This is a genomic window from Leptospira ainlahdjerensis (assembly GCF_016919175.1).
Lineage (GTDB): Bacteria > Spirochaetota > Leptospiria > Leptospirales > Leptospiraceae > Leptospira > Leptospira ainlahdjerensis.
The window spans coordinates 285,731-305,384 of sequence record NZ_JAFFPU010000075.1 but is presented as its reverse complement, the minus strand read 5'-3'; the positions used below and the strand labels follow the sequence as shown (position 1 = coordinate 305,384).

The window sequence follows — 19,654 nt, the reverse complement described above, 5'->3', positions numbered from 1 at the left end:
CAGAACGGGGAAACCTGATTCCGGTCTTCAAACAGATCTTTCTGGATATGGAGACTCCGGTTTCTCTATTTGCAAAATGGGGTTGCGAATCTTCAAAAAATTCCTTCCTCCTCGAATCGGTGGAAGGCGGAGAAAAACTCGGGAGAAATTCTTTTTTAGGAAAATCTCCATCCCGTCTTTTGCAAGGGAAGAACGGGCTCTTTTATATTTCCATCGGAAACGAACCGGAAACGGAAATCATCACATACGATCCTTTGGTTCTCCTGGAAAATTTACTCGGAGACGACGTCTACGTTCAAGACTATCGTCTTCCTCCTTTTGCGGGAGGCGCCGTCGGATTCTTATCCTTTTCCGCGGTTCGTTACTACGAATCGATTCCGGATACAAAACCCGACGATGAGAATGCGCCGGATTGTTATTTCGCGATCTACGACGAACTTCTCGTAGTCGATCATATCGATCATGTTTTAAGAATCGTCGTCAATGCAAGAATCGGAGAACATTCCAATCTTAAGGAATGTTACGATGCTGTGTTAAAAAAAATCGACACGATCGAGGACGAAATCAGAAACGGAATCGTTCCTGACGAAATTAAAAGACCGAAAACGGTTTCCGGAATTCTTCAGTTAAATCCGAATATTCCGGATGAAGAATATAAGAAGAACGTGGAGCGCGCCAAGGAATACATCAAGGCGGGCGATATTTTTCAAGTTGTCCCTTCTCGTAAGGTTCAGTTTAAACCGGAAGTTTCTCCGTTTCAAATCTATCGCGGTTTAAGAACTGTAAACCCAAGCCCTTATATGTATTACCTCCGTCTCGGAGAAATCACGATCGTCGGAAGTTCACCCGAAATTATGGTTCGATACGCGGGGAATCAGACCTTTCTTCGTCCGATCGCCGGAACTCGTCCGCGTGGAAAGAACGCGAGCGAAGATAAATTCTTAGAGGATAATCTTCTTTCCGATCCGAAAGAAATCGCCGAACACATTATGCTCGTGGATCTCGGACGAAACGACCTTGGCCGTGTTTGTAAACCGGGAAGTGTTCGTGTGAGCGACTTCAAAGTGATCGAAAAATATTCCCACGTTATGCACATCGTAAGTCAGTGTTCGGGGGAATTGGACGAGGAAAAAACAGTCTACGATCTGATCCGCGCGACCCTTCCTGCGGGAACGGTTTCGGGGGCGCCCAAGATCCGCGCGATGGAGATCATCGACGAACTGGAAACCACGAGACGTGCGATCTATTCGGGAGCGCTCGGTTATATTTCCTTTTCCGGAGAGAGCGATCTCGCGATCATCATTCGTACGATCGTTTTTTACGGGGACACCGCATTCTTACAGGCCGGCGGAGGCGTCGTATACGATTCGGTCGCCGAGTTGGAATTGGAAGAAACCAAAAACAAAATGGCCGCTCTCTTAAAGGCAGTTGAGTTTGCGAGAAACGGACTCAAAGGAGAATGGAAATAATGCTTCTCCTCATCGATAATTACGATTCTTTCACATACAATCTCTATCAGTATTTTTGTCAGATCGGAAATCACGTCGAAGTTTTTCGTAACGATAGAATTTCGTTAAACGAAATCAACGAACTCGCACCGAAAGGAATCATTCTTTCTCCGGGTCCGGGACGTCCCGAAGATTCCAAGGTTTGTCTGGACGTGATCCGAGAACTCGGAGGAAAGGTTCCTATTTTCGGAGTTTGTCTCGGACACCAAGCGATCGGTCTTGTTCACGGCGGAAAGATCGTCACTGCTCCTTCGATCATGCACGGAAAGGTTTCTCTGGTCGAACACGACGGAAGAGATATCTATAAAGGAATTCCATCACCTTTTGTCGCAACTCGTTATCATTCTCTTGTCATTCAACCGGAAAGTATGCCGGCGGAATTGGAAGTGGCTTCGAAAACTCCGGATGGGGTGATCATGGGAGTTCGTCACAAAACAAAAAAACATCTCTACGGAGTTCAATTTCATCCGGAATCCATTATGACCAGCGCGGGATTGGATCTGGTCAGAAATTTTTCCTCGATCGTTCAGGAGCTATGAAGCTTTTTTTCAGGCTTTTGTCTTACTCCGTACATTACAAGTATCGATTCTCTTTGGGAATCGTATTTGCACTTTTGACCGCGATCCTCAACGCAGTTTCACTCACCGCATTCATTCCTCTTTTTGATTCCTTAGGGAACGACAAACAAACTCGGTTTCAGTTGCAGCTAACGTTGCCGGAGCAGAGAATTCTCCTCAAAGAAAAGGTTTTCGGAGACGAATCCTTGGACGGCCTTGAAAGGACCAAACTACTTCTGATCGACGTTAAGGAATGGATCAACGGAAGAACCAAAGGTCTCGAACCGAAAGAAGTCGTTTGGGCGATCTGTATCATCGTGATGCCGCTCTATCTTTTAAAGTTGATCACTTATCTTTTATCCGTATTCTGTATCGCTACGGCGGGATACAAAGCCGTTCGGGACATTCGACAGGAATTGTTCGAAAAGAATCAGCTTCTTCCTCTTACTTACTTCTTCAAAGAAAAAACCGGGATGATGATGAGTAGAATCATCAACGACGTGGAAGTCGTGGCCGCTGTGATCTCGAGCAACTTCCGCGACGCGACGATCAACTTCTTCTACGTGATCACTCACTTAATGGTTTTATTGTATTTGAATACGGAACTGCTCATCGTCGCCTGTCTCACGGTGCCAGTGATCATTCTTCCCGTAACTCTTTTTACGAGAAAGATCACGAAGTCCACGATGCGTTCCCAGGAAAAGATGGCGGATCTCAACGCCAACATCCAAGAGATGATTTCCGGAATCAAGGTGATCCGTGTTTTTAACACGGAAAGTTACGAGCAGGGAAAATTCGGAAAGATCAATCACAACGTTTATCGCAGAAACTTCAAAGGTCAGTTTTATCTTCAGATCGCGCCTTCTCTCGTCGAGTTGACTTCTTCGATCGTGGTTCTCGGCTTTTTTGCCGCGGGGGCGAGTCTCATCTACAACGGAAGATTCACTCAGGGAGAATTCATGGCGTTTCTCCTAACGTTGCTTTTTCTTTTGAGGCCGTTGACCCAGCTCTCGCAGATGGTCGGAAAGATCACGCAGGCGATCGCTTCCGGAAAACGAATTTTTGAAATCATCGATTTGGAAACGGAAGATCACAGCGAAGAAAGTAAAATTTCAGCCCCTCCTCTGGAAACGAGCATCGAATTTAAGAATTTATTCTTTTCTTATCCGGGAACAAACGCGGCAGTTTTAAAGGACATCCATCTCAAAGTAAAAAAGGGTGAAACGATCGCGCTCATCGGAGCCAGCGGTTGCGGGAAGTCTACGCTCATGGACTTACTTCCCCGCTTCTTTGATCCGACCTCGGGTTCGATCGAATTTGACGGAACCGATATTCGAGATATCAGTCTCGGTGATCTTCGTAAAAAGATCGGGATCGTAACTCAGGATATATTTTTATTTCACGGATCCGTTGCGGATAATATCGCCTATGGAAAACCGGGAGCGACGCGCAAAGACGTGATCCGCGCGGCACGACTTGCACACGCCCACGACTTTATCAAAAAGATGGACAACGGATACGATAGCATTCTCGGAGTAAGAGGACTCAATCTTTCCGGAGGTCAGAGACAAAGACTCGTGATCGCAAGAGCGCTTTTACGCGACCCCGAAATTATGATCTTGGACGAAGCCACTTCCGCGTTAGATGTGGAATCCGAACGTCTGGTAAGTGACGCGCTCCGACGTCTGTATGCGAATCGTACAACGTTTGTGATCGCGCACAGACTTTCTACGATCAAAGACATTCCAAGAATCATAGTGATGGACAACGGAAAAATCGTGGAAGAGGGGGATCACAATTCTCTCTATGAGCAAAATGGAATCTATCGAAAACTATCGGACAATCAATTTACGGCAAATAACGGAGTATTACCATGAAAAAGATCGTTTTGATCGTAGACGATAACGACCGCTATGCGAACAACCTCAAAGTTTGGTTTGAAAAAAACGGTTTTGAAACTGTGAGAGCCGTCGACGCGGCTCAGGGTTGGGAAATTTATTCCCAAGATAAGAATCGATTTCATACGATCGTGACGGACATCACGATGGAAACCCAGACTTCCGGTCTTTGGATGATCCGCAGGATTCACAAGGATGGATATCAGGGAAATAAAATCATTGCGACCACAGGTTTTGATTTCCCGGGAGTGATGTTTCTTTCCGGTTCCATTCTTCCAAGCTTTGCGGGAATCGGATGGATGGTTCCGAAAGTTCCTCTGAAGGAAGGAAAAGTGATCTTCCTTCCAACATCTTTAAAGAAAAAAATTTCCTACGAATCAGTTCTCTAAAGGAGGGCCGCTTTCCGGCGTTTGTTCCGTGTTAGACGGAGCGGCGGGATCGGTCTCTTCCATGTCGGACGCCGGAGTAAAATTCACCGGTTTTCTCTTGTATCTTTTTCCCTTTTTTTCTTTAGGAGGAGCGATAATCGTTCTGATCTTGAGATAAGGACCGAAAACCCAGGACTGGACCGTCTCATAATAACTTTCCGGATTCTTAGATTCTAAAAGAAGTAAATAGTAGTGATCTTCGACGAACTTATCTCCGGTCTTTTGGATAAATCGCCGCTCGCTTTTTTTTAAGACTTTTCCAACTTCGCCTAACGCGAGATTGCTGATTTTGCGGGAAGTCGGATACGGATTTTCCTGCGAGTAACCGCCTTCCACTTGAACGGTTCCGAATTGGTAGAACGCTTTCCTTAAATTGAGCTGAGCCAAAATTCTTTGAGCTAATTCTTCAGAAGGAGAACTTTCTAAAATACGGATAAAAGAAAACGTTCCGTAGAGGCTGGTGTTTTGTCCGATCGCTTCTATGATGTTTTTGACGTATTCCGGTTTTGTTTCGAGAGTTTGTTCCAAAATTCTCAGAGAAGCTCTTGTTTTATGAATTCCCAAAGCTTCGATTGCCGTCTTTTGCAATTCAGGATCGTCCGAATCCAAATACGTTTTGAATAACTTGAGGTCTTCGTTTACTTGAAACGCCGCCAGACCTAGAAGGGAAGCTTTGACGATTTCGGTTCTTGTGGAACGGATTCCTTGACGGATGAGCGCGTCCCTTGCCGACGGATCCTTGGTTTTTCCCATTCCTCTCCAGGACGAAAATTGGATATCCGGATCGTTCGATTTGATTCCTCTAAAAAAATAATCCAGAGAAGAAGGGGAGCCAATATCGGCTAACGCTTTGTAGGCGGCTTGTCGCACCGCTTCCCCGTCTCTTTCGATCACGTGATGAAGTGTTTTTACACCGCTTCTTCCCATTCTTCCTAACGCTAAAACGGCCGCTGCACGAACTCTGGGAATCGGATGAGTAAGGGCCATTCGATCCAAGGTCTTATAACGTTTTTCGGTTTCTGCTCGGAATACGGTAAGAATTCCTTTTTTGAGTGAAAGATCGTAGTCGATTTCCTGTCTTTCTTTTGGAGTTAGATCCTTTCGTTTTCTGCGTTCGTAAGAAGAAACCCCGTCGGATTCTTCCGTAAGATTTCTCGGATCGTCTATGTTCAGACCGTCCGATGCGGTATTTCCGGAAGAATCTCCCGAATTCGGTTCCGTTCCGGAATCCTCCGGCGCGTCCACCGTCTGCAGAAGTTTGGATTCTTCCAATCGATCGATTCGGGATTCCGCGTTCAAAGAGGAACTCAAAATAATGGATACGATTACGCAGAAAAAATACTTTTGAAGTTTTGAATATAAGAACATCGGGTACCTTTGAATGGTAAAATTTTTGCTGAGATTCTATTTATAAGTTCGTCCGATTTTTCAGCTTTTTCCTGTTTTTTTCCGTGACAAGCATGATTTCCGAGAACCGGAATGCTTGACGGAAGACGGGAAACCTGCTAAGTTTTGGCAATCAGGAGAATTTCTTTATTAGCAAGCTCAGCGGTAACCTCAACGGTCTCAAATCCAACCAAATCCAAAGACTGAAAAAAATTTCCGAGAAAAGAATCCGGGAAGACCTAATCATTAGTCAAGAAATTTCACGCACTCTCTGCGAATTATCCTTAGAAATCGGCAAACAAATCGGAATTCTCATCGATCGCTCCGGCTACGTTACGCACGTGTTAGTCGGATCCGATACGTCGATCGAAATTCCCTTTTTAGACAGGTTGCGGACGTCCGAGGCGAGGCTAAGAGGGCTTCGTTTTGTTCACACCCATTTGAAGGGAGAAGCGCTCAATCAAGAAGACTTAACGGATTTGGCACTTTTACGTTTGGATTATATCACCGCGGTAACAATGGATTCCTCCGGAAATCCGAACGCTTATTTTTCCGCCCATTTTAATCCTGAATCGGAAGAGGAGCTTTGGACCGTTCTTCCGAAACAATATCCCGGACAACTCAAGGAAGGGATTCACGAGGAAATTATGGAGATAGAATCTCAACTTTCCCGTTCTAGAAAAAATCTCAAAGATGCACAAAAAGAAAACCGGGCCTTTCTTGTAGGAGTTTATCCCGAACGAAACATCGGAAGACATCCTTCTCTTTCGATGGAAGAATTGAAGGAGCTTTGTAGAACCGCGGAAGTCCACGTCGTCGATACTTTTGTCCAGAAAAAAAATCGTCTGGATCCATCGACCGTTTTGGGAAAAGGGAAACTGGAAGAGATCATCTTAAAAGCGATTCAGAAACACGTAGAACTTCTCGTCTTTGATCTCGAACTCACTCCTTCTCAGGCGAAAAAAATCTCCGATATCGCCGATATCAAAGTGATCGATCGGACCCAACTCATCCTCGATATCTTCGCCCGAAACGCAAAGAGTCGGGACGGTAAGTTACAAGTAGAACTCGCGCAGTTGAAATATCTCAAAGGAAGACTCACCGAACTCGACGATAACATGTCGAGACTAACCGGTGGAATCGGAGGAAGAGGGCCGGGAGAAACCAAACTCGAAATCGGAAAACGAAGAGTGGAAGAAAGAATTACGAGGCTCGAAGTCGAACTCAAATCCCTCAAAAAAAGAAGGGAGATCAATCGACGTCAGAGAAAGAAAAATGAACTTCCCGTGGTCGGTATCGTGGGTTATACGAACGCAGGAAAGTCCACATTGCTCAATGCCCTTACGAACAGCGAAGTCCTTTCCGAAAACAAGTTGTTTGCAACTCTCGATCCGACTACGAGAAGAATCCGGTTTCCCGAAGAAAGAGAAATCATCATCTCGGACACGGTCGGATTTATTCACGACCTACCTCCCGAGTTATCCAATGCGTTCAAAGCGACTCTGGAGGAATTGGGAGATTCCGATCTTCTTGTGCACGTCGTGGACGTTTCCAATCCGGATTACAAATTGCAGATGGAAGCCGTGGAAAAGATTTTAGAAGAATTAGATCTTTCTCATATACCGATGATTCAGGTTTTTAACAAGATCGATAATTTGGAAAAATTTAAAATTCTCGCGTCGCAAGAAGGGTATTCCAGCGAATTCAAAAAAACATCTAAGAATTCTGTGAATCACGGACCAGGCTTGGAAGCGATTGCGGATTTAAAGGAAGATTTGGGGATCGATTCTCACGCGGACACCGTCTTGGTATCCGCCTATCAGGGATGGGGTTTAAAAACTCTTTTGGATCTTTTGGAAGAACGAATTTACGAAAAAGCTTTTTTGGCTTCTTCCACAGAGTTGTAAATTTCGACTTTTTTCGGAAGTTCCATCAGACGAATTACGTTTTCCAAGAAATGGTTGAGTCCGCCGATTACGATCTTTCCGGAATGTTGATCTACGGTTTTGATCAGAGTAAGAATTGTTGCGACTCCCACGCTGTTGATGTATTCCAAGCCGGAAAGATCTAAAATAATATTATAGACTTCTTCTTCGAAGATAAAATGTATCTTACGGGAAATCTCGAAAGAATTGGAGTTGGTCACCTTACCGTTGAATACAACGAGAAGGACTTCCTTATTTGGAAGACTGGATTTGGTGGTCTCTATATACAATGAATCGAATTCTACTCTCGCCATGAAAATTCCTATTTTATCCTTCAGGATAAAGTTTCCCATCTCTATATTTCAGTCGGACTTTCTCTCTTATCAGAAGTTCATCGACTCTATACTTCCCTCTCAACACAATTTCGATTCTTCCTCTTTCGGGAATCGAACCTTCGTATTTCAAATACTCCCTTCTATGAGAGCGTTTTTTTTCAAATTCTACAACGCGTCCTTTTAGAAAATCATCCAGATTCTCTTGAGAAGAACCGAAGGTAAAAAGTTCCCGGTTTTCGCCCGGATCCAGGAATAAGTCCAGATGTCCTCCATTCTTCTCAAAATGCAAAGACAAAGTGAAATCTTTCCAATCCATCCTCGGAATTTTTAGAGTTTGTCCTCTAATCGAATCGCAACCGACTCGTGGCGAATCAAGGAAAGACCGTCTATAATCCTCAATGATTTCTTTATATTCTCTTCGGTTGCCGGATGTGTTATAACAACAACCTCGACCGGTTCTTTTTCCACTTCGTTTTGTCTTACGGAAGAGATGGAAATTCCGTGATCTCCCAAAACTTTCGAAATTTCGGAGAGAACTCCTGGAAGATCTACGGTCGTAAATCGGAGATAGTAACGAACCAAGGAACCGTTCGCTTCCGAGACGCTCGCCGGCGGAAATAAATTTTTCTCCGGAACCAAACCTTTCTTTCTTCTAGCACCGTAATAGAGAATATCCGATACAACGGAGGAGGCGGTCGGCAAAGAACCCGCGCCTTTTCCTACGAACATTCCGGGACCCGCATAAGCAGTCTGATAATAGATCGCGTTCATCTCGTTCATAATATTCGCGAACGGATGTTTTACGGGAATCATCACTGGTTGCACTCTTGCTTCCAATTGATCCGCTATCTTTCGAACCAATCCGAGGAGTTTGATTCTATATCCGAGTTCGCCCGCAAATTGAATGTCCAACCTACTAATCTTTGTTATACCTTCGATTTGAACGCTCTGTAAAGGAATTTTTTGAGAGAAGGCCAGGCTTCCTAAGATGCTGATTTTATGTGCGGTATCGATTCCTTCCACATCGAAGGTCGGATCCTTTTCCGCGAAGCCGAGTTCTTGTGCGATCTGAAGAGCTTCCGAATAATCCAGATGTTCCAATTCCATTTTAGAAAGAATGAAATTCGTAGTTCCGTTTAAGATTCCATAAAGAGAAAGGAAAGAATCGGAGCCGAGCCCTGTCTTGATGGAACGTATCACTGGAATGGATCCTGCAACGGAAGCTTCCATTCCTATTTCCAAATCTCTTTCTTGAGCAAGAGCGAAGAGTTCTTCTCCTCTTTGAGAAAGAAGAGCTTTGTTTGCGGTGATTACGGTTTTTCCGTTTTTTAGGGCTTCGCTTACGATCGTATAAGCGGTGTCAGTCCCTCCAACGAGTTCTAAGATCATATCGATCTCGGGATCGGAGACGATTTTTTTAAAATCAGTTTCTAATTTACAATCGGGAAAGTTCAGTAATTCTTTTTTGATTTTATCGGGAGTTCGGGTGGAGATGGAGGAGAGGATCAGATCCAGACCGTATTTTTCGCGATAGGCGGCCCTTTCTTTTTTGAGAATTTCGAGAACCCCAGATCCAACGGTCCCAGCTCCAATCAATCCGATTCGAATGCGTTCCATGGATTACCATCTTCGAAATTTGCAGGGAAGATTCACTCCATTTTCATGGGAAAAGCGAACGTTCCGGAAGGATTGAAATTTTAATTTACAACATTTCATTTCTCTGGTACGAATCAAAGATAAGTTTTTAAATTCAAAAACACAGGTCCAAATGGCAAACAAAAGAAGGCCTCCCAGAAAGAAACATAATTCAAATCCAAAAGGTTCGGGGGGAAATGAGAAGAATCGGGAAAACACCGATTCCAACCGAGGTGGCAATGAGTCCAGAGAAGGGAATCGAAGACATTCTCATCAACAACGCCAACAACAAGGAAAGAATTTTCAGAGAAACCAGGAGTTTCACCGTAAAAGCCAAGAATTGGCGATGGAAAAAAATCCTCCGAAAGTAAGGGCTCCGAGAGAAGGAGGTCGATACTTTGCGGGTGCGATCCTAACGGGAAGTATCGTACTTTTAGGAATCTTTAGTTATTTCATTTGTGAGAACTATCACACAAAAACTCCTGTTTACGGAAAACGAGGCTGGGACGATACGTTTCAAAAATCCGTAACCTGGTCCGAAGCAAAAGAGATTTGTGATGAAAGATCGAAACGTCTACCTGGCAAAGATCAACTCAAGAATTTCAGCAAAAGAGCGGATTCTAAACTTAGAAACGCGGGAGTCTTTTGGTCTTCCAGCCCGGAAGGGGATTCTGGATATTACTATTCCGTAAATTTCAAAGACGGAACGGAAACCAGCAGTCTTGGAACGATGAAGTATAACGTGATCTGCGTAAAGTAAAATTGTAAATAAGAATCCGAAGGAGAAGAGGAATGGAAAGCTTCTCTTTCGGAAAAGGTAATTCCTCTTAGCATTCAATTTTTCAACTTCGAAAAATTCTTCTCCTTCGAAAAACAAATTCAAAAAAAAGAATCCAGTAAAACAGGAACCCTTGATGATCAAAAAAATATCCGGAAGAATCGTAACACACGAAGAAGATTTTCATGGGACGGTGGAATGGGATTCTTCTACGGGATTGATCCGGTCGGTTCTTGTCGGTTTGGAATTGGATGTCTCTGAAGAAAAGAGAAAGGATGAAGTCTGGTTTGATCCGGATGAAACGGTGATCTTTCCGGGATTCGGCGACATTCATATACACGCAAGGGAAGACGAGAGCGGAAAACATACTTACAAGGAAGATTTTCTTTCAGCCAGCGCGGCCGCGATCAACGGAGGAGTTGTTCACGTCGCTGACATGCCGAACAATCCGATTCCTCCCGTAGACGCGGAAAGTTATTTCAAAAAACGTACACTTGCTGATAAGTCTCCGATTCACATAACGTTGTACGCGGGGATCGGACCGAATACAAAACCTCTGAAAGAATCGGTTCCTTACAAAGTATTTATGGGTCCGAGCATCGGAGAATTATTCTTTCATAACAACGAAGCTCTTGAGGAAACGATCCGTAATTACGAAGGCGAGAATATCAGTTTTCACTGTGAAGATCCCGAGATTTTGGAAAAACATCAGGATGAATCTTTGCACGAAGATAGACGCCCGGCGGAAGCGGAAACCATGGCGACCGACTTTGCTTTGTATTTGATCGAAAAATACAATCTCCGAGGAAAACTCTGTCATTATTCTACCGGAGACGGTTTGGAAAAAATCAAAACCGCAAAAAAGAAGGGATTGAAGGTTACTTGCGAAGTGACTCCGACTCATTTATTTTTCGACAAATCGATGTTAAACGACGAGAATCGAAATTGGTTTCAGATGAATCCACCTCTCCGGGGAAAAGAAGATCGAGAGAGAATGCTCGAAGGCGTCAAAGAAGGCTGGATCGATTATTTGGCGACCGACCACGCTCCTCACAGTGTTGAAGAAAAACAAAAAGGAACCAGCGGAATTTCTCAGTTGGATACATATTCACTTTTTGTAACATGGATGATTATAGAAGCTGGGATCGATTTAAAAACGATCGCAAGAATTTGCGCTACGAATCCCGGAGAATTTGTGAACGAATATTTGCCTGAAAAATACGGAAAAGGTTTTGGAAGAATCGAAGTCGGCTATGCCGCAAACTTTACGGTCTTAAATTTGAAAAAACCGAAAACCTTTCGAAAAGAAGAGATCAAAAGTAAGTCTGGATGGTCTCCGTTTGAAAACTTTACCTTTCCCGGTTCGATAGAAGCCGTTTATTTTATGGGGAATACGATACGATCAATCGAATTATAGGGGAGGGTCGGCGTCGGCGAATCTTGTAGGAGTTCCGACAAAATTCGAGGAGAAATTTTTTTTGTAAGAGCGCAATTTTCATGATAGGGAAAAACTTTCCATTTTTCCCGCGAGTCCGTCTCCACCATCTTGAGGGCGTTTCCTTATTTGCCACAAGTTTCTTGAATCTCAAGAAAATCCGTCGGAACTACGACGCTCCACTGTAAAACTCGCGCGGGCCCCACCCTGATCTTGGGTGGAGGGGCGCGGTGGTGGGAAAACTCCGACGGACTTTTCTTTATCACAAAATTCTAATTTTGCAAGTAAAAAATCACCCTCTAGGAACTCCTACAAAATTCCGCTTCTCTGACGCTTTTGTCGGAACTACGACGCTCCACTGTAAAACTCGCGCGGGCCCCACCCTGAACTTGGGTGGAGGGGAGCGGTGGCGGGAAAACCTCGGTCTTTCCTCTATCAGAAAATCATACTTTTTGCAAGAAAAAATCCGCCTGTAGGAACTCCAAAAAAACTTTCTTTTGGATCCATTCTCGTTCCAGTGCCTCTCAACTTGTGCGTGTAAGGTCCAACGAAATTTGGGCGGGCGCACCGCTTCACGGAGAGTCTTGTCGTATTTCCGACGGGTGCTCAGATTTATTAACTTGCGGAAACGTCTTCGGTTTCTAAGAACGCTCGTTTTCAACTCCAATGACGAAGAAGCATCGATTTTTTAAATCCGAAATTCTCATAGATTTTCTTTCCCATCTCGGTTGCGTGTAAAATGATGATCCCGGAAAATTCTTTCCTAAGTTCTTCTAAAATATTATTTACCAAAACGGACGCGTAACCAAAACCTCTTCTCTGCGGATCGGTTGTGATCGAATACAATCCGAATGATTTTCCGTTAAAGAACGTCATTCCTGTCGTGACCAAGGATTGATCGATAAAACCTCCGAAGATACGAAAGGAATTTTGATCCAATAGTTTCAGATAAAGATTTTCTCGATCATCGGATTCGAAGGAGGCGTTTACGATTTTGAGCCAGTTTTTTAATTCTTCGTCACTTTCTATTTTTCTAATATTTAAATTGTTTCTGAAATTATTTTTATCGAAAAGAATCGGCTCTCCCGATAAATACATCCCGAGTTGACCGTTACAATCTTTGTATCCCAATTCTTTGAGAATATTCTCGTGATCTCTTGAAGGTAAAAAGTCTAAAACATCGGAGGAATAACCGTCTTCTTTCAGTTTGAGAATTTCCTCTTTTAGTGAAATCGGTGAGAGTGTTTCTTTTAATACGATTCTCGTGAACCAATTCGAATCCACGTTGGAATAAAAGATAAAATTCTCGCGATCCAAAATCGGGCAATTTAACAGAGTTGAAAGGGTTCCGTGCAGATCGGTATAATTTTTAGCGATTTCAAAAACGTCCGAAGTCATCGATTAAACTGGAGAAAGAATTTTTTTCTTCCAATGATGCGCGTTTTTTCTTCCTTCTTCCAAGGCTTCCTTTCCGTGTTTGAGTTGATTAGCGTCGATATACGGAGTTACTGTTTCGATTCTTAGAATTTGTTTTTTATAATGTTTCGCCAACATCTCTTTCAATTCTCTCGTTTCATTTTCTATGATTTGAACGGAAGAATGGAAAGCGCGGATCATCGCCCTTTCGGAATGTCCTTTTTTGGTTCGAACGCTATGAACCACGATTTTACGAATCGATTTGTCTAAGATCAATTCTTTGATCGGTTCCTGGTCTGCAACGCCGCCGTCTATGAATTCTTCTTCACCTAACTTTTGTATTTCGAACAAGAAGGGAAAGGTCATCGACGCGAGAATTTGATCGATTAGATCCCCTTTTGTTTTGAGTTCTCGGATTTGTTTTGTGATGTTAGAAACGGAAACTCCCATCGGAACGGGTAGGTCTTCGATCTTCTTATGACCTAGATGTGGTTTTAATAATTCTTTGATTTTTTTTCCGGAAAGAATTCCGGAGTAGTTTTTGAGGCCTTTCCGAATGGGTTTCACAAAATTTGTAATTAGATTTCCTTCCCAAAAATCCTTTTTCTTTAAGTTTAGAATCAGGTCTGTCATTTCTTCAGGAGGAACACCGGCTGCGACCAAGGAACCGATCAAGGCGCCGGAGCTGCATCCGGTAATCTTAGAAGGATGAAATCCGATTTCGGATAATCCTTTTGCAAAACCAGCGTGTGCATAAAAACCGAAAAACGCAGAGTTGAAAGTAAGTGCGGTAAATTTTTGTTTAACGTGTATTTGAACCATATTCTATTTATGGAATGTAGTTTATTCCGGAAGAATTTCTTCGAATATCCAGTTGAAATAATCTCGATTTCCTTCCAATAGAGGAAGGCTTACGACACAAGGGATCGAATAACTGTGCAAAGATTTCACTCTTAGTGTGAGTTCCGTCATCAGCTCGCTTTTAGTTTTTAAGATGAGGAGGACTTCGCTGGAGACGACGACTTTTTTTTCCCAGTGATAAATCGATTTCATCTTAGGAAGAATATTCGCGCAAGCCGCCAATCTTTCTTCAACCAAAGTCCTTCCGATGTTAAGAGCTTCTTTTTCGTTCTTAACGGTGATATAAACGAGTCTTGCTTCCATAGGGGCCTAAGATTATTTTTCGACAGAATTCCGGATTTTTTCCGAGAGTTTTTTGGTCTTTTCTCATGTTTTAGAGAATTCTTACGAAACTATAAGTATGAAGGAATTACTCAAAATCCGGAATACAAAACCTATCTACAAACGTTTCCTTCATAGGCCGAAAACGTTCCTTCTTCTTTGGACGTTGGTGTTTCTTGTGCCTCTTTTTTCCGAAGAACCGGAGAAATTTCTTTTTCGTTGGAAGTTGATACCGGGTGAAACAGTTGAATTAAACGAGTATCATAGAGTTCAGTTGGTCAGTCAGGGAAGAAAGATCAGGAGAGAAGATAAGAATCGAATTCTCTTGGAAACTCTTTCCTGCGAAAAACAAACCTGTCTCCTCGACGGATTCTTCGATACATACAGTCGTTTTCCGGAAGTTGATCCCGCGTTTAGAAAAGATAAAACGTATAAGAGTCAATTTCAAATCACCGAAATTGGACAGTATAGAGTTCCTCAAGAATACAGTATGCCTAACCTTCGTTCGCTTCCGAGTTTTTCCGAAAAGCCAGTTGCGATCGGCGAAGAATGGACGCAGCCCGCGACCGAAAGTTTTCAATTTCCGGGTGGAAGAGTGATGATTACGGTTCTTGCAAAGTATAAGTATCACGGTCCGGATCAATGGCAATTTCAAAAACATTCGGGTAAGGCGGATCGAATCGAATATAATTACACACTTTATTATGATTCTCAAATGGGTCAAGAGGGTGTTCCTTTTAAAATATACGGATTTGCAAGGGGGATGGTTTATTTTGACAGAACTCTGGGACTTCCTCAATACAAACGTGTGCAACTTGTCTACACCTTCGTTTACCAAAACGGTTTAGCGCAGGAGATGTCATTCGATATACACGGAGTTTATCGAAAGGACGTAAAGTTGACCGATCTTGATAAGGATAAGTTTGCGGAGGAGATCCGAAAGATTCTCGGCGGCAAACTTTCCACCGAACTCGAACAAGGAAAGGACGTAGTTAAGAATCCGAAACGTCCGTCCGGTCGCGAGAGTTTAAATTGGCCTGAAGAAGAAGACAATCACGCTCGTCCTCAATCCGAAAAAAGTTCGGAACCTCCGGTTGAAATTCGAAGAACCGAAGAAGGTATCGCGATCTCTTTAAACTCCGTCCTTTTTGATTACAACAGTTCCGAATTAAAAGAGGAGGCAAAACAAGAATTGGAAAAGATCGCCTCCGTTCTAAAAAAGTATGGCGATCGAGAAATTCGGATTAGCGGTCATACTGACAATTCGGGTGGAGAAGAATACAACAGAAAACTTTCCAGAGAACGGGCGCTTTCGGTTCTAAAGGAACTTCGCGATAAACAAGGTCTGGAAGAAAAGAGATTGTCTTACGAAGGTTATGGAAAGAGTAAACCGATTGCCGACAATACTACGATTCAAGGCAGACAGAAAAATCGTCGTGTTGACATTACTATCGTTATGGAATGACTACTTTTCTGTGCTGATCAAATCTTTAAAAAGGAAACTTTCGAAACTTTACTTTGACGGTCATCAGCTAACGGGGCGGATACGAACTAGCCTTATTCCTTTGGAAATATTTTATCGATCTGAATCTACCTCGGGTCTCAAATTTCTTCTCGATTCGATCTATTAATTCTTGCAAATTCTGATTTGTCGTTTATCTAAGACGCTTCGGTGAAAGCAAGGTGAATAACGGTTATGCAAAAAATGGGAAGTCAGTTCGATATCGATTTCTCTTATCAATTTTGTTATTCGTATCGCATGAACTTTTTTCTTTTCCGACCGTTCTTACTAAGGATTGGATTCTATCGGTAGGCAGGAACGTTGATTTGTCTGCGGACGATCCGGCTTGGAGAAAATTAGATTCGCTCCCAATCCCGAAAGAGACGCTTAGAAACCTTTTTCTCCCCGAGGATTCCCTACATACGATAACTCTGCTTAGAGAGGTCGAAATTTCCAAAACCGAGTTCGATGAACTCAACTCTGACGGACTTTCGGTGCACTTCCCTTTATTTACAAACGTTTATGAAGTTTTTTTTAACGGCGTGAAAGTGGGCGAAGGAGGTTTTATCTCCGGAGGACGAATTCTTAAAAACGGATTTAGGAGACACGTCATCCTTCCCCTTCCAGAGGATAAGATTCGAATCGGTAAAAATGAAATCAGGGTCGTACTTTCTGCGGATCCGGGGGAAGAATTGGATGCATACGCGAGTTTCGATTCTACTCCTCCGCTCTTAGATCTTCGAACTCGAAACATGTTGATTCTTTCGGAACGTTCTACTCTGATGCTTTTGTTTTTATATCTCTTCGTCGGTTTTTATCACTTCCTCTTTTATTTTAAACGTCCTCAAGAGAAATATAATCTTTTCTTCGGGCTTTTCTCTATTCTACTTTCTGCATATATTTATCTCCGAAGCAATGCGGTTTACGAGTTAGGCTTGGATCCGTTTTTGCAGATGAAAATTGAATATATGATAGTATTCAACATTCCGACTTTCTTTCTGTTATTTCTGGATTCTTTTTTCGAATTCAGGATCAGTTCCGTTTCGCGTTTTTATCAATTTTTTGCGGTTGCTCTGACTTCTTTGATTCCGTTTTCGAGTAGGGTTGTCTGCGTTTTTTTACTTCAGGTCTGGCAATTCTCGGTATTCGTATTTGTATTCTACTCTTTATTTATCATGTTTAGAGCGTTGATACGAAGGAATCAGGACTCGGTTCGTCTTTTTACGGGTTTTTTGATCCTTATCGTTTCTGCGATTGCGGATTTGATCGGATCTATGCAATGGTTTGATTTTTTAGAAAATTATGGACTTCTAAAATACGGATTTTTTACCTTTGAGCTCGGCATCGTATTCATCCTGGCGAACCGTTTTCTTCGGGTTCATAGTGAAGTCGAAGAATTGAATCTCGACCTAGATCACAAAGTAAAAGAACGAACCAGGCAGTTACAAGAAACTCTCAGTCAAATTCAAGAACTAAAGGTTCAACAAGACGGGGATTATTTTTTAACTTCCCTTTTATTGGATCCGTTAAACCGACATCATCTTCTAAACGATTCTATTTCGTTGGAAGGCTTCAGTCGTCAGAAAAAACATTTTGAGTTTAAACAGTGGAAAAAGGAGATCGGTGGAGACATCATAATCGCCGATGAAATAGTTTTAAAAGATCGTAGTTATCTCGTTTTTGTGAACGGGGACGCGATGGGAAAATCCATACAAGGAGCGGGCGGTGCTTTGGTTTTGGGAGTTGTGTTCCGTTCCTTTCTTTCGAGGACTAAGACGATTTCGTCCTATAAATCAAAACCACCCGAAGTTTGGCTCAAGGATTGTTTTTCAGAACTTCAAAATATCTTCGAATCCTTCGATGGATCCATGTTGGTTTCAGTCGTGTTAGGTTTGGTAGATCTACAATCAGGTATTCTTTATTTTTTAAACGCAGAACATCCCTGGACGGTCCTTTACAGAGATGGAGTCGCTTCATTTATCGAAGATAAATTAGAACTTCGTAAAATAGGAATTACCGGTTTGGAAAGTAAAATGAAAGTAAAAACATTCTTTCTTGAAAAAGGGGATTCCATCTTTATAGGATCGGACGGAAGAGACGATTTGTTATTAGGAATCGATCCTGACGGAACTCGTTTGATCAACGAAGACGAATCTCAATTTCTAAAACGAATCGAAGAATCTAATGGAGATTTAGGTTTTCTTGTGCAATCTCTTCGTAATTTCGGGGAATTTACTGACGATTTGAGTATTATTAAATTATCATATTTACGATCTCCGATGCGCTTTAGGTCCGCTGAAAGTCCGACATTCAAAAATTTTCCGGATGAGACTTATTTAAAACATCTGGAAAATGAAAACTGGGAAGAGGCGGTTTATTATCTCGAAAATCAAAAGAATAAATTTTCGGGTCAAGCAATACCCTCGGTGTTAAAAAAGGAGCTGGCAAACGTTTATTATAAGACCGGAAAGTATGAGGAGGCCCTTGTTCTTTTTGAAGAACTGATTTCAAATTTCCCCGAAGACGTTGAAAATATGTTTTTCGCCTCCCTGATTTATAAAAAATTCAATCGTTATCGTCAGGCAGTGGAATTGGGTGAAAGGGTTTTGTTGAGAGAACCTGAGTTTTTGAACAACGTAGCTCACCTCGCAGAGTCGTATCTTTTTATCCATAAACGTGAAACCACGATTCAACTTTTGGAAAAGGTAGATCAATTGGATCCTACGAATTCCCACGCCAAAAAGATAAGAATTCAACTGGGGAAGCCGCTTCCTGATCACAGAAACGGTTAAAAAAGATTTTCGCTTAACAATTTACTGACGTCGATCTGATTGCTGATATGCGCAATCGTGTTCGTGGTTGCCACGAGTTCAACTCCTGAATTCATTAATTCTTGATATGAGTCTTCAGCAAAAATTCCGTGAACGCATATACAGATCGCGGGTTTCATCGTTGCTTCTTTTAGGTGCCCGATCGTTTCGAGTAAGGTTTTTCCTGTCGAAATGATGTCGTCTATCAAAACCGGCGTGTGATCTTTGTATTTTTCCAAATGTGGAACGCTGACTTTCACGTCTCGGTCTCCCCTCCTTATTTTTTCCAACACCGTAAAGGGGGATTTGGAAAGTTCAGCGACTTCCTTTACCCATTGTCGGCTCTCCGAGTCGGGTCCGATCAAAACCGGGTTTTTAATTTCACTTTGGATATAGTTTGCGATCAAAGAGGTCGCGTGCAGAGATTTGGATGGAATCTTGTAGATCTCGTTTAAATCCTTGATTCTGTGAAGATGGGGATCGATCGTAAGTAAAGAATCGAAGTAACGGGACAAGAGAACGGCGAAATATTTTGCGGTAATCCCTTCGCCGGTTTGAAAGACGTTGTCCTGTCTCATATAACAAAGATAAGGCGAGATTAGGTGGATTTTTTTCGCTCCCAAAGACCTTGCCGTTTCGCAAAAAAATATCAAAGCAAGAATTTTAGAATTCGGCTGATTCAAGGAGCAAACAAGATAAATTTCGGATTCTCGAACGTTCTCAAGAATCCGACAATGGGATTCTCCATCCGGATAAAGTCCTAATTCAACTTCTCCGATGTTGATCGCGGAAAGCAAGGAAATGGATTTTGTCAAAGAATCGTTTTCAGGAAAGGAAAATAAAAATCGTTTCATATATCG

General features: G+C 42.6%; 16 protein-coding genes and 1 pseudogene. 9 read left to right on the top strand and 8 right to left on the bottom strand.

What is annotated here, in order from left to right:
- Window positions 1-47 precede the first annotated feature (47 nt).
- From trpE to JWG45_RS19965, 4 genes are read left to right on the top strand one after another with little or no spacing between them, the layout of a single operon-like run.
- Window positions 48-1,469 (top strand): anthranilate synthase component I, encoded by a 1,422-nt coding sequence (gene trpE, locus JWG45_RS19980; RefSeq protein ID WP_205281360.1) that lies wholly within the window; start codon window positions 48-50, stop codon window positions 1,467-1,469.
- Complete coding sequence (locus JWG45_RS19975) at window positions 1,469-2,047, top strand: anthranilate synthase component II (RefSeq protein WP_205281522.1); 579 nt, start codon at window positions 1,469-1,471, stop codon at window positions 2,045-2,047. The genes trpE and JWG45_RS19975 overlap by 1 nt, the downstream gene beginning before the upstream one ends.
- Window positions 2,044-3,942 carry an ABC transporter ATP-binding protein gene (locus JWG45_RS19970; RefSeq protein ID WP_205281359.1) on the top strand — a complete coding sequence of 633 codons (1,899 nt, stop codon included), beginning with the start codon at window positions 2,044-2,046 and terminating at the stop codon, window positions 3,940-3,942. The genes JWG45_RS19975 and JWG45_RS19970 overlap by 4 nt, the downstream gene beginning before the upstream one ends.
- Window positions 3,939-4,352, top strand: coding sequence for a response regulator (locus tag JWG45_RS19965; RefSeq protein ID WP_205281358.1), 414 nt, complete (start codon window positions 3,939-3,941; stop codon window positions 4,350-4,352). The genes JWG45_RS19970 and JWG45_RS19965 overlap by 4 nt, the downstream gene beginning before the upstream one ends.
- Here JWG45_RS19965 and JWG45_RS19960 read toward each other — a convergent pair.
- Window positions 4,341-5,759 (bottom strand): HEAT repeat domain-containing protein, encoded by a 1,419-nt coding sequence (locus tag JWG45_RS19960; RefSeq protein WP_205281357.1) that lies wholly within the window; start codon window positions 5,757-5,759, stop codon window positions 4,341-4,343. The genes JWG45_RS19965 and JWG45_RS19960 overlap by 12 nt on opposite strands.
- Window positions 5,760-5,971: 212 nt before the next feature.
- On the opposite strand from JWG45_RS19960, the gene hflX reads away from it, so the two are divergent.
- A complete protein-coding gene (hflX, locus tag JWG45_RS19955) occupies window positions 5,972-7,684 on the top strand; it encodes a GTPase HflX (RefSeq protein WP_456298544.1) in 1,713 nt (570 codons plus the stop codon).
- Here the strand turns inward: hflX and JWG45_RS19950 are convergent.
- The 3 genes from JWG45_RS19950 to JWG45_RS19940 are packed head-to-tail and all read right to left on the bottom strand — an operon-like array spanning window position 7,645 to window position 9,654.
- Entirely contained in the window at window positions 7,645-8,016 is a 372-nt protein-coding gene (locus JWG45_RS19950) for an STAS domain-containing protein (protein ID WP_069608659.1), read from the bottom strand. The two genes, hflX and JWG45_RS19950, sit on opposite strands and share 40 nt — an antisense overlap.
- Window positions 8,017-8,029: 13 nt before the next feature.
- Window positions 8,030-8,353, bottom strand: coding sequence for a hypothetical protein (locus JWG45_RS19945; protein WP_205281356.1), 324 nt, complete (start codon window positions 8,351-8,353; stop codon window positions 8,030-8,032).
- Between the two features lie 11 nt (window positions 8,354-8,364).
- Window positions 8,365-9,654 (bottom strand): homoserine dehydrogenase, encoded by a 1,290-nt coding sequence (locus tag JWG45_RS19940; protein WP_205281355.1) that lies wholly within the window; start codon window positions 9,652-9,654, stop codon window positions 8,365-8,367.
- Window positions 9,655-9,805: 151 nt separating this feature from the next.
- On the opposite strand from JWG45_RS19940, the gene JWG45_RS19935 reads away from it, so the two are divergent.
- Window positions 9,806-10,432 (top strand): LIC_10572 family protein, encoded by a 627-nt coding sequence (locus JWG45_RS19935; RefSeq protein ID WP_205281354.1) that lies wholly within the window; start codon window positions 9,806-9,808, stop codon window positions 10,430-10,432.
- A gap of 154 nt (window positions 10,433-10,586) precedes the next feature.
- A complete protein-coding gene (locus JWG45_RS19930) occupies window positions 10,587-11,867 on the top strand; it encodes an amidohydrolase family protein (RefSeq protein ID WP_205281353.1) in 1,281 nt (426 codons plus the stop codon).
- A 675-nt stretch (window positions 11,868-12,542) separates the two neighbouring features.
- Here JWG45_RS19930 and JWG45_RS19925 read toward each other — a convergent pair.
- From JWG45_RS19925 to cutA, 3 genes are read right to left on the bottom strand one after another with little or no spacing between them, the layout of a single operon-like run.
- Window positions 12,543-13,283: a GNAT family N-acetyltransferase gene (locus JWG45_RS19925; protein ID WP_205281352.1), complete on the bottom strand. Its 741-nt coding sequence runs from the start codon at window positions 13,281-13,283 to the stop codon at window positions 12,543-12,545.
- 3 nt (window positions 13,284-13,286) lie between these two features.
- Complete coding sequence (locus JWG45_RS19920) at window positions 13,287-14,123, bottom strand: patatin-like phospholipase family protein (protein ID WP_205281351.1); 837 nt, start codon at window positions 14,121-14,123, stop codon at window positions 13,287-13,289.
- Window positions 14,124-14,144: 21 nt separating this feature from the next.
- Complete coding sequence (cutA, locus tag JWG45_RS19915; RefSeq protein ID WP_205281350.1) at window positions 14,145-14,465, bottom strand: divalent-cation tolerance protein CutA; 321 nt, start codon at window positions 14,463-14,465, stop codon at window positions 14,145-14,147.
- A 202-nt stretch (window positions 14,466-14,667) separates the two neighbouring features.
- Here cutA and JWG45_RS19910 point away from each other — a divergent pair.
- Window positions 14,668-15,948, top strand: a pseudogene (locus tag JWG45_RS19910) (OmpA family protein); the annotation flags it as partial.
- A gap of 218 nt (window positions 15,949-16,166) precedes the next feature.
- A complete protein-coding gene (locus JWG45_RS19905; protein ID WP_205281348.1) occupies window positions 16,167-18,776 on the top strand; it encodes a SpoIIE family protein phosphatase in 2,610 nt (869 codons plus the stop codon).
- Here the strand turns inward: JWG45_RS19905 and JWG45_RS19900 are convergent.
- Window positions 18,773-19,648 carry a ribose-phosphate diphosphokinase gene (locus JWG45_RS19900; protein ID WP_205281347.1) on the bottom strand — a complete coding sequence of 292 codons (876 nt, stop codon included), beginning with the start codon at window positions 19,646-19,648 and terminating at the stop codon, window positions 18,773-18,775. The genes JWG45_RS19905 and JWG45_RS19900 overlap by 4 nt on opposite strands.
- Window positions 19,649-19,654: the final 6 nt, after the last annotated feature.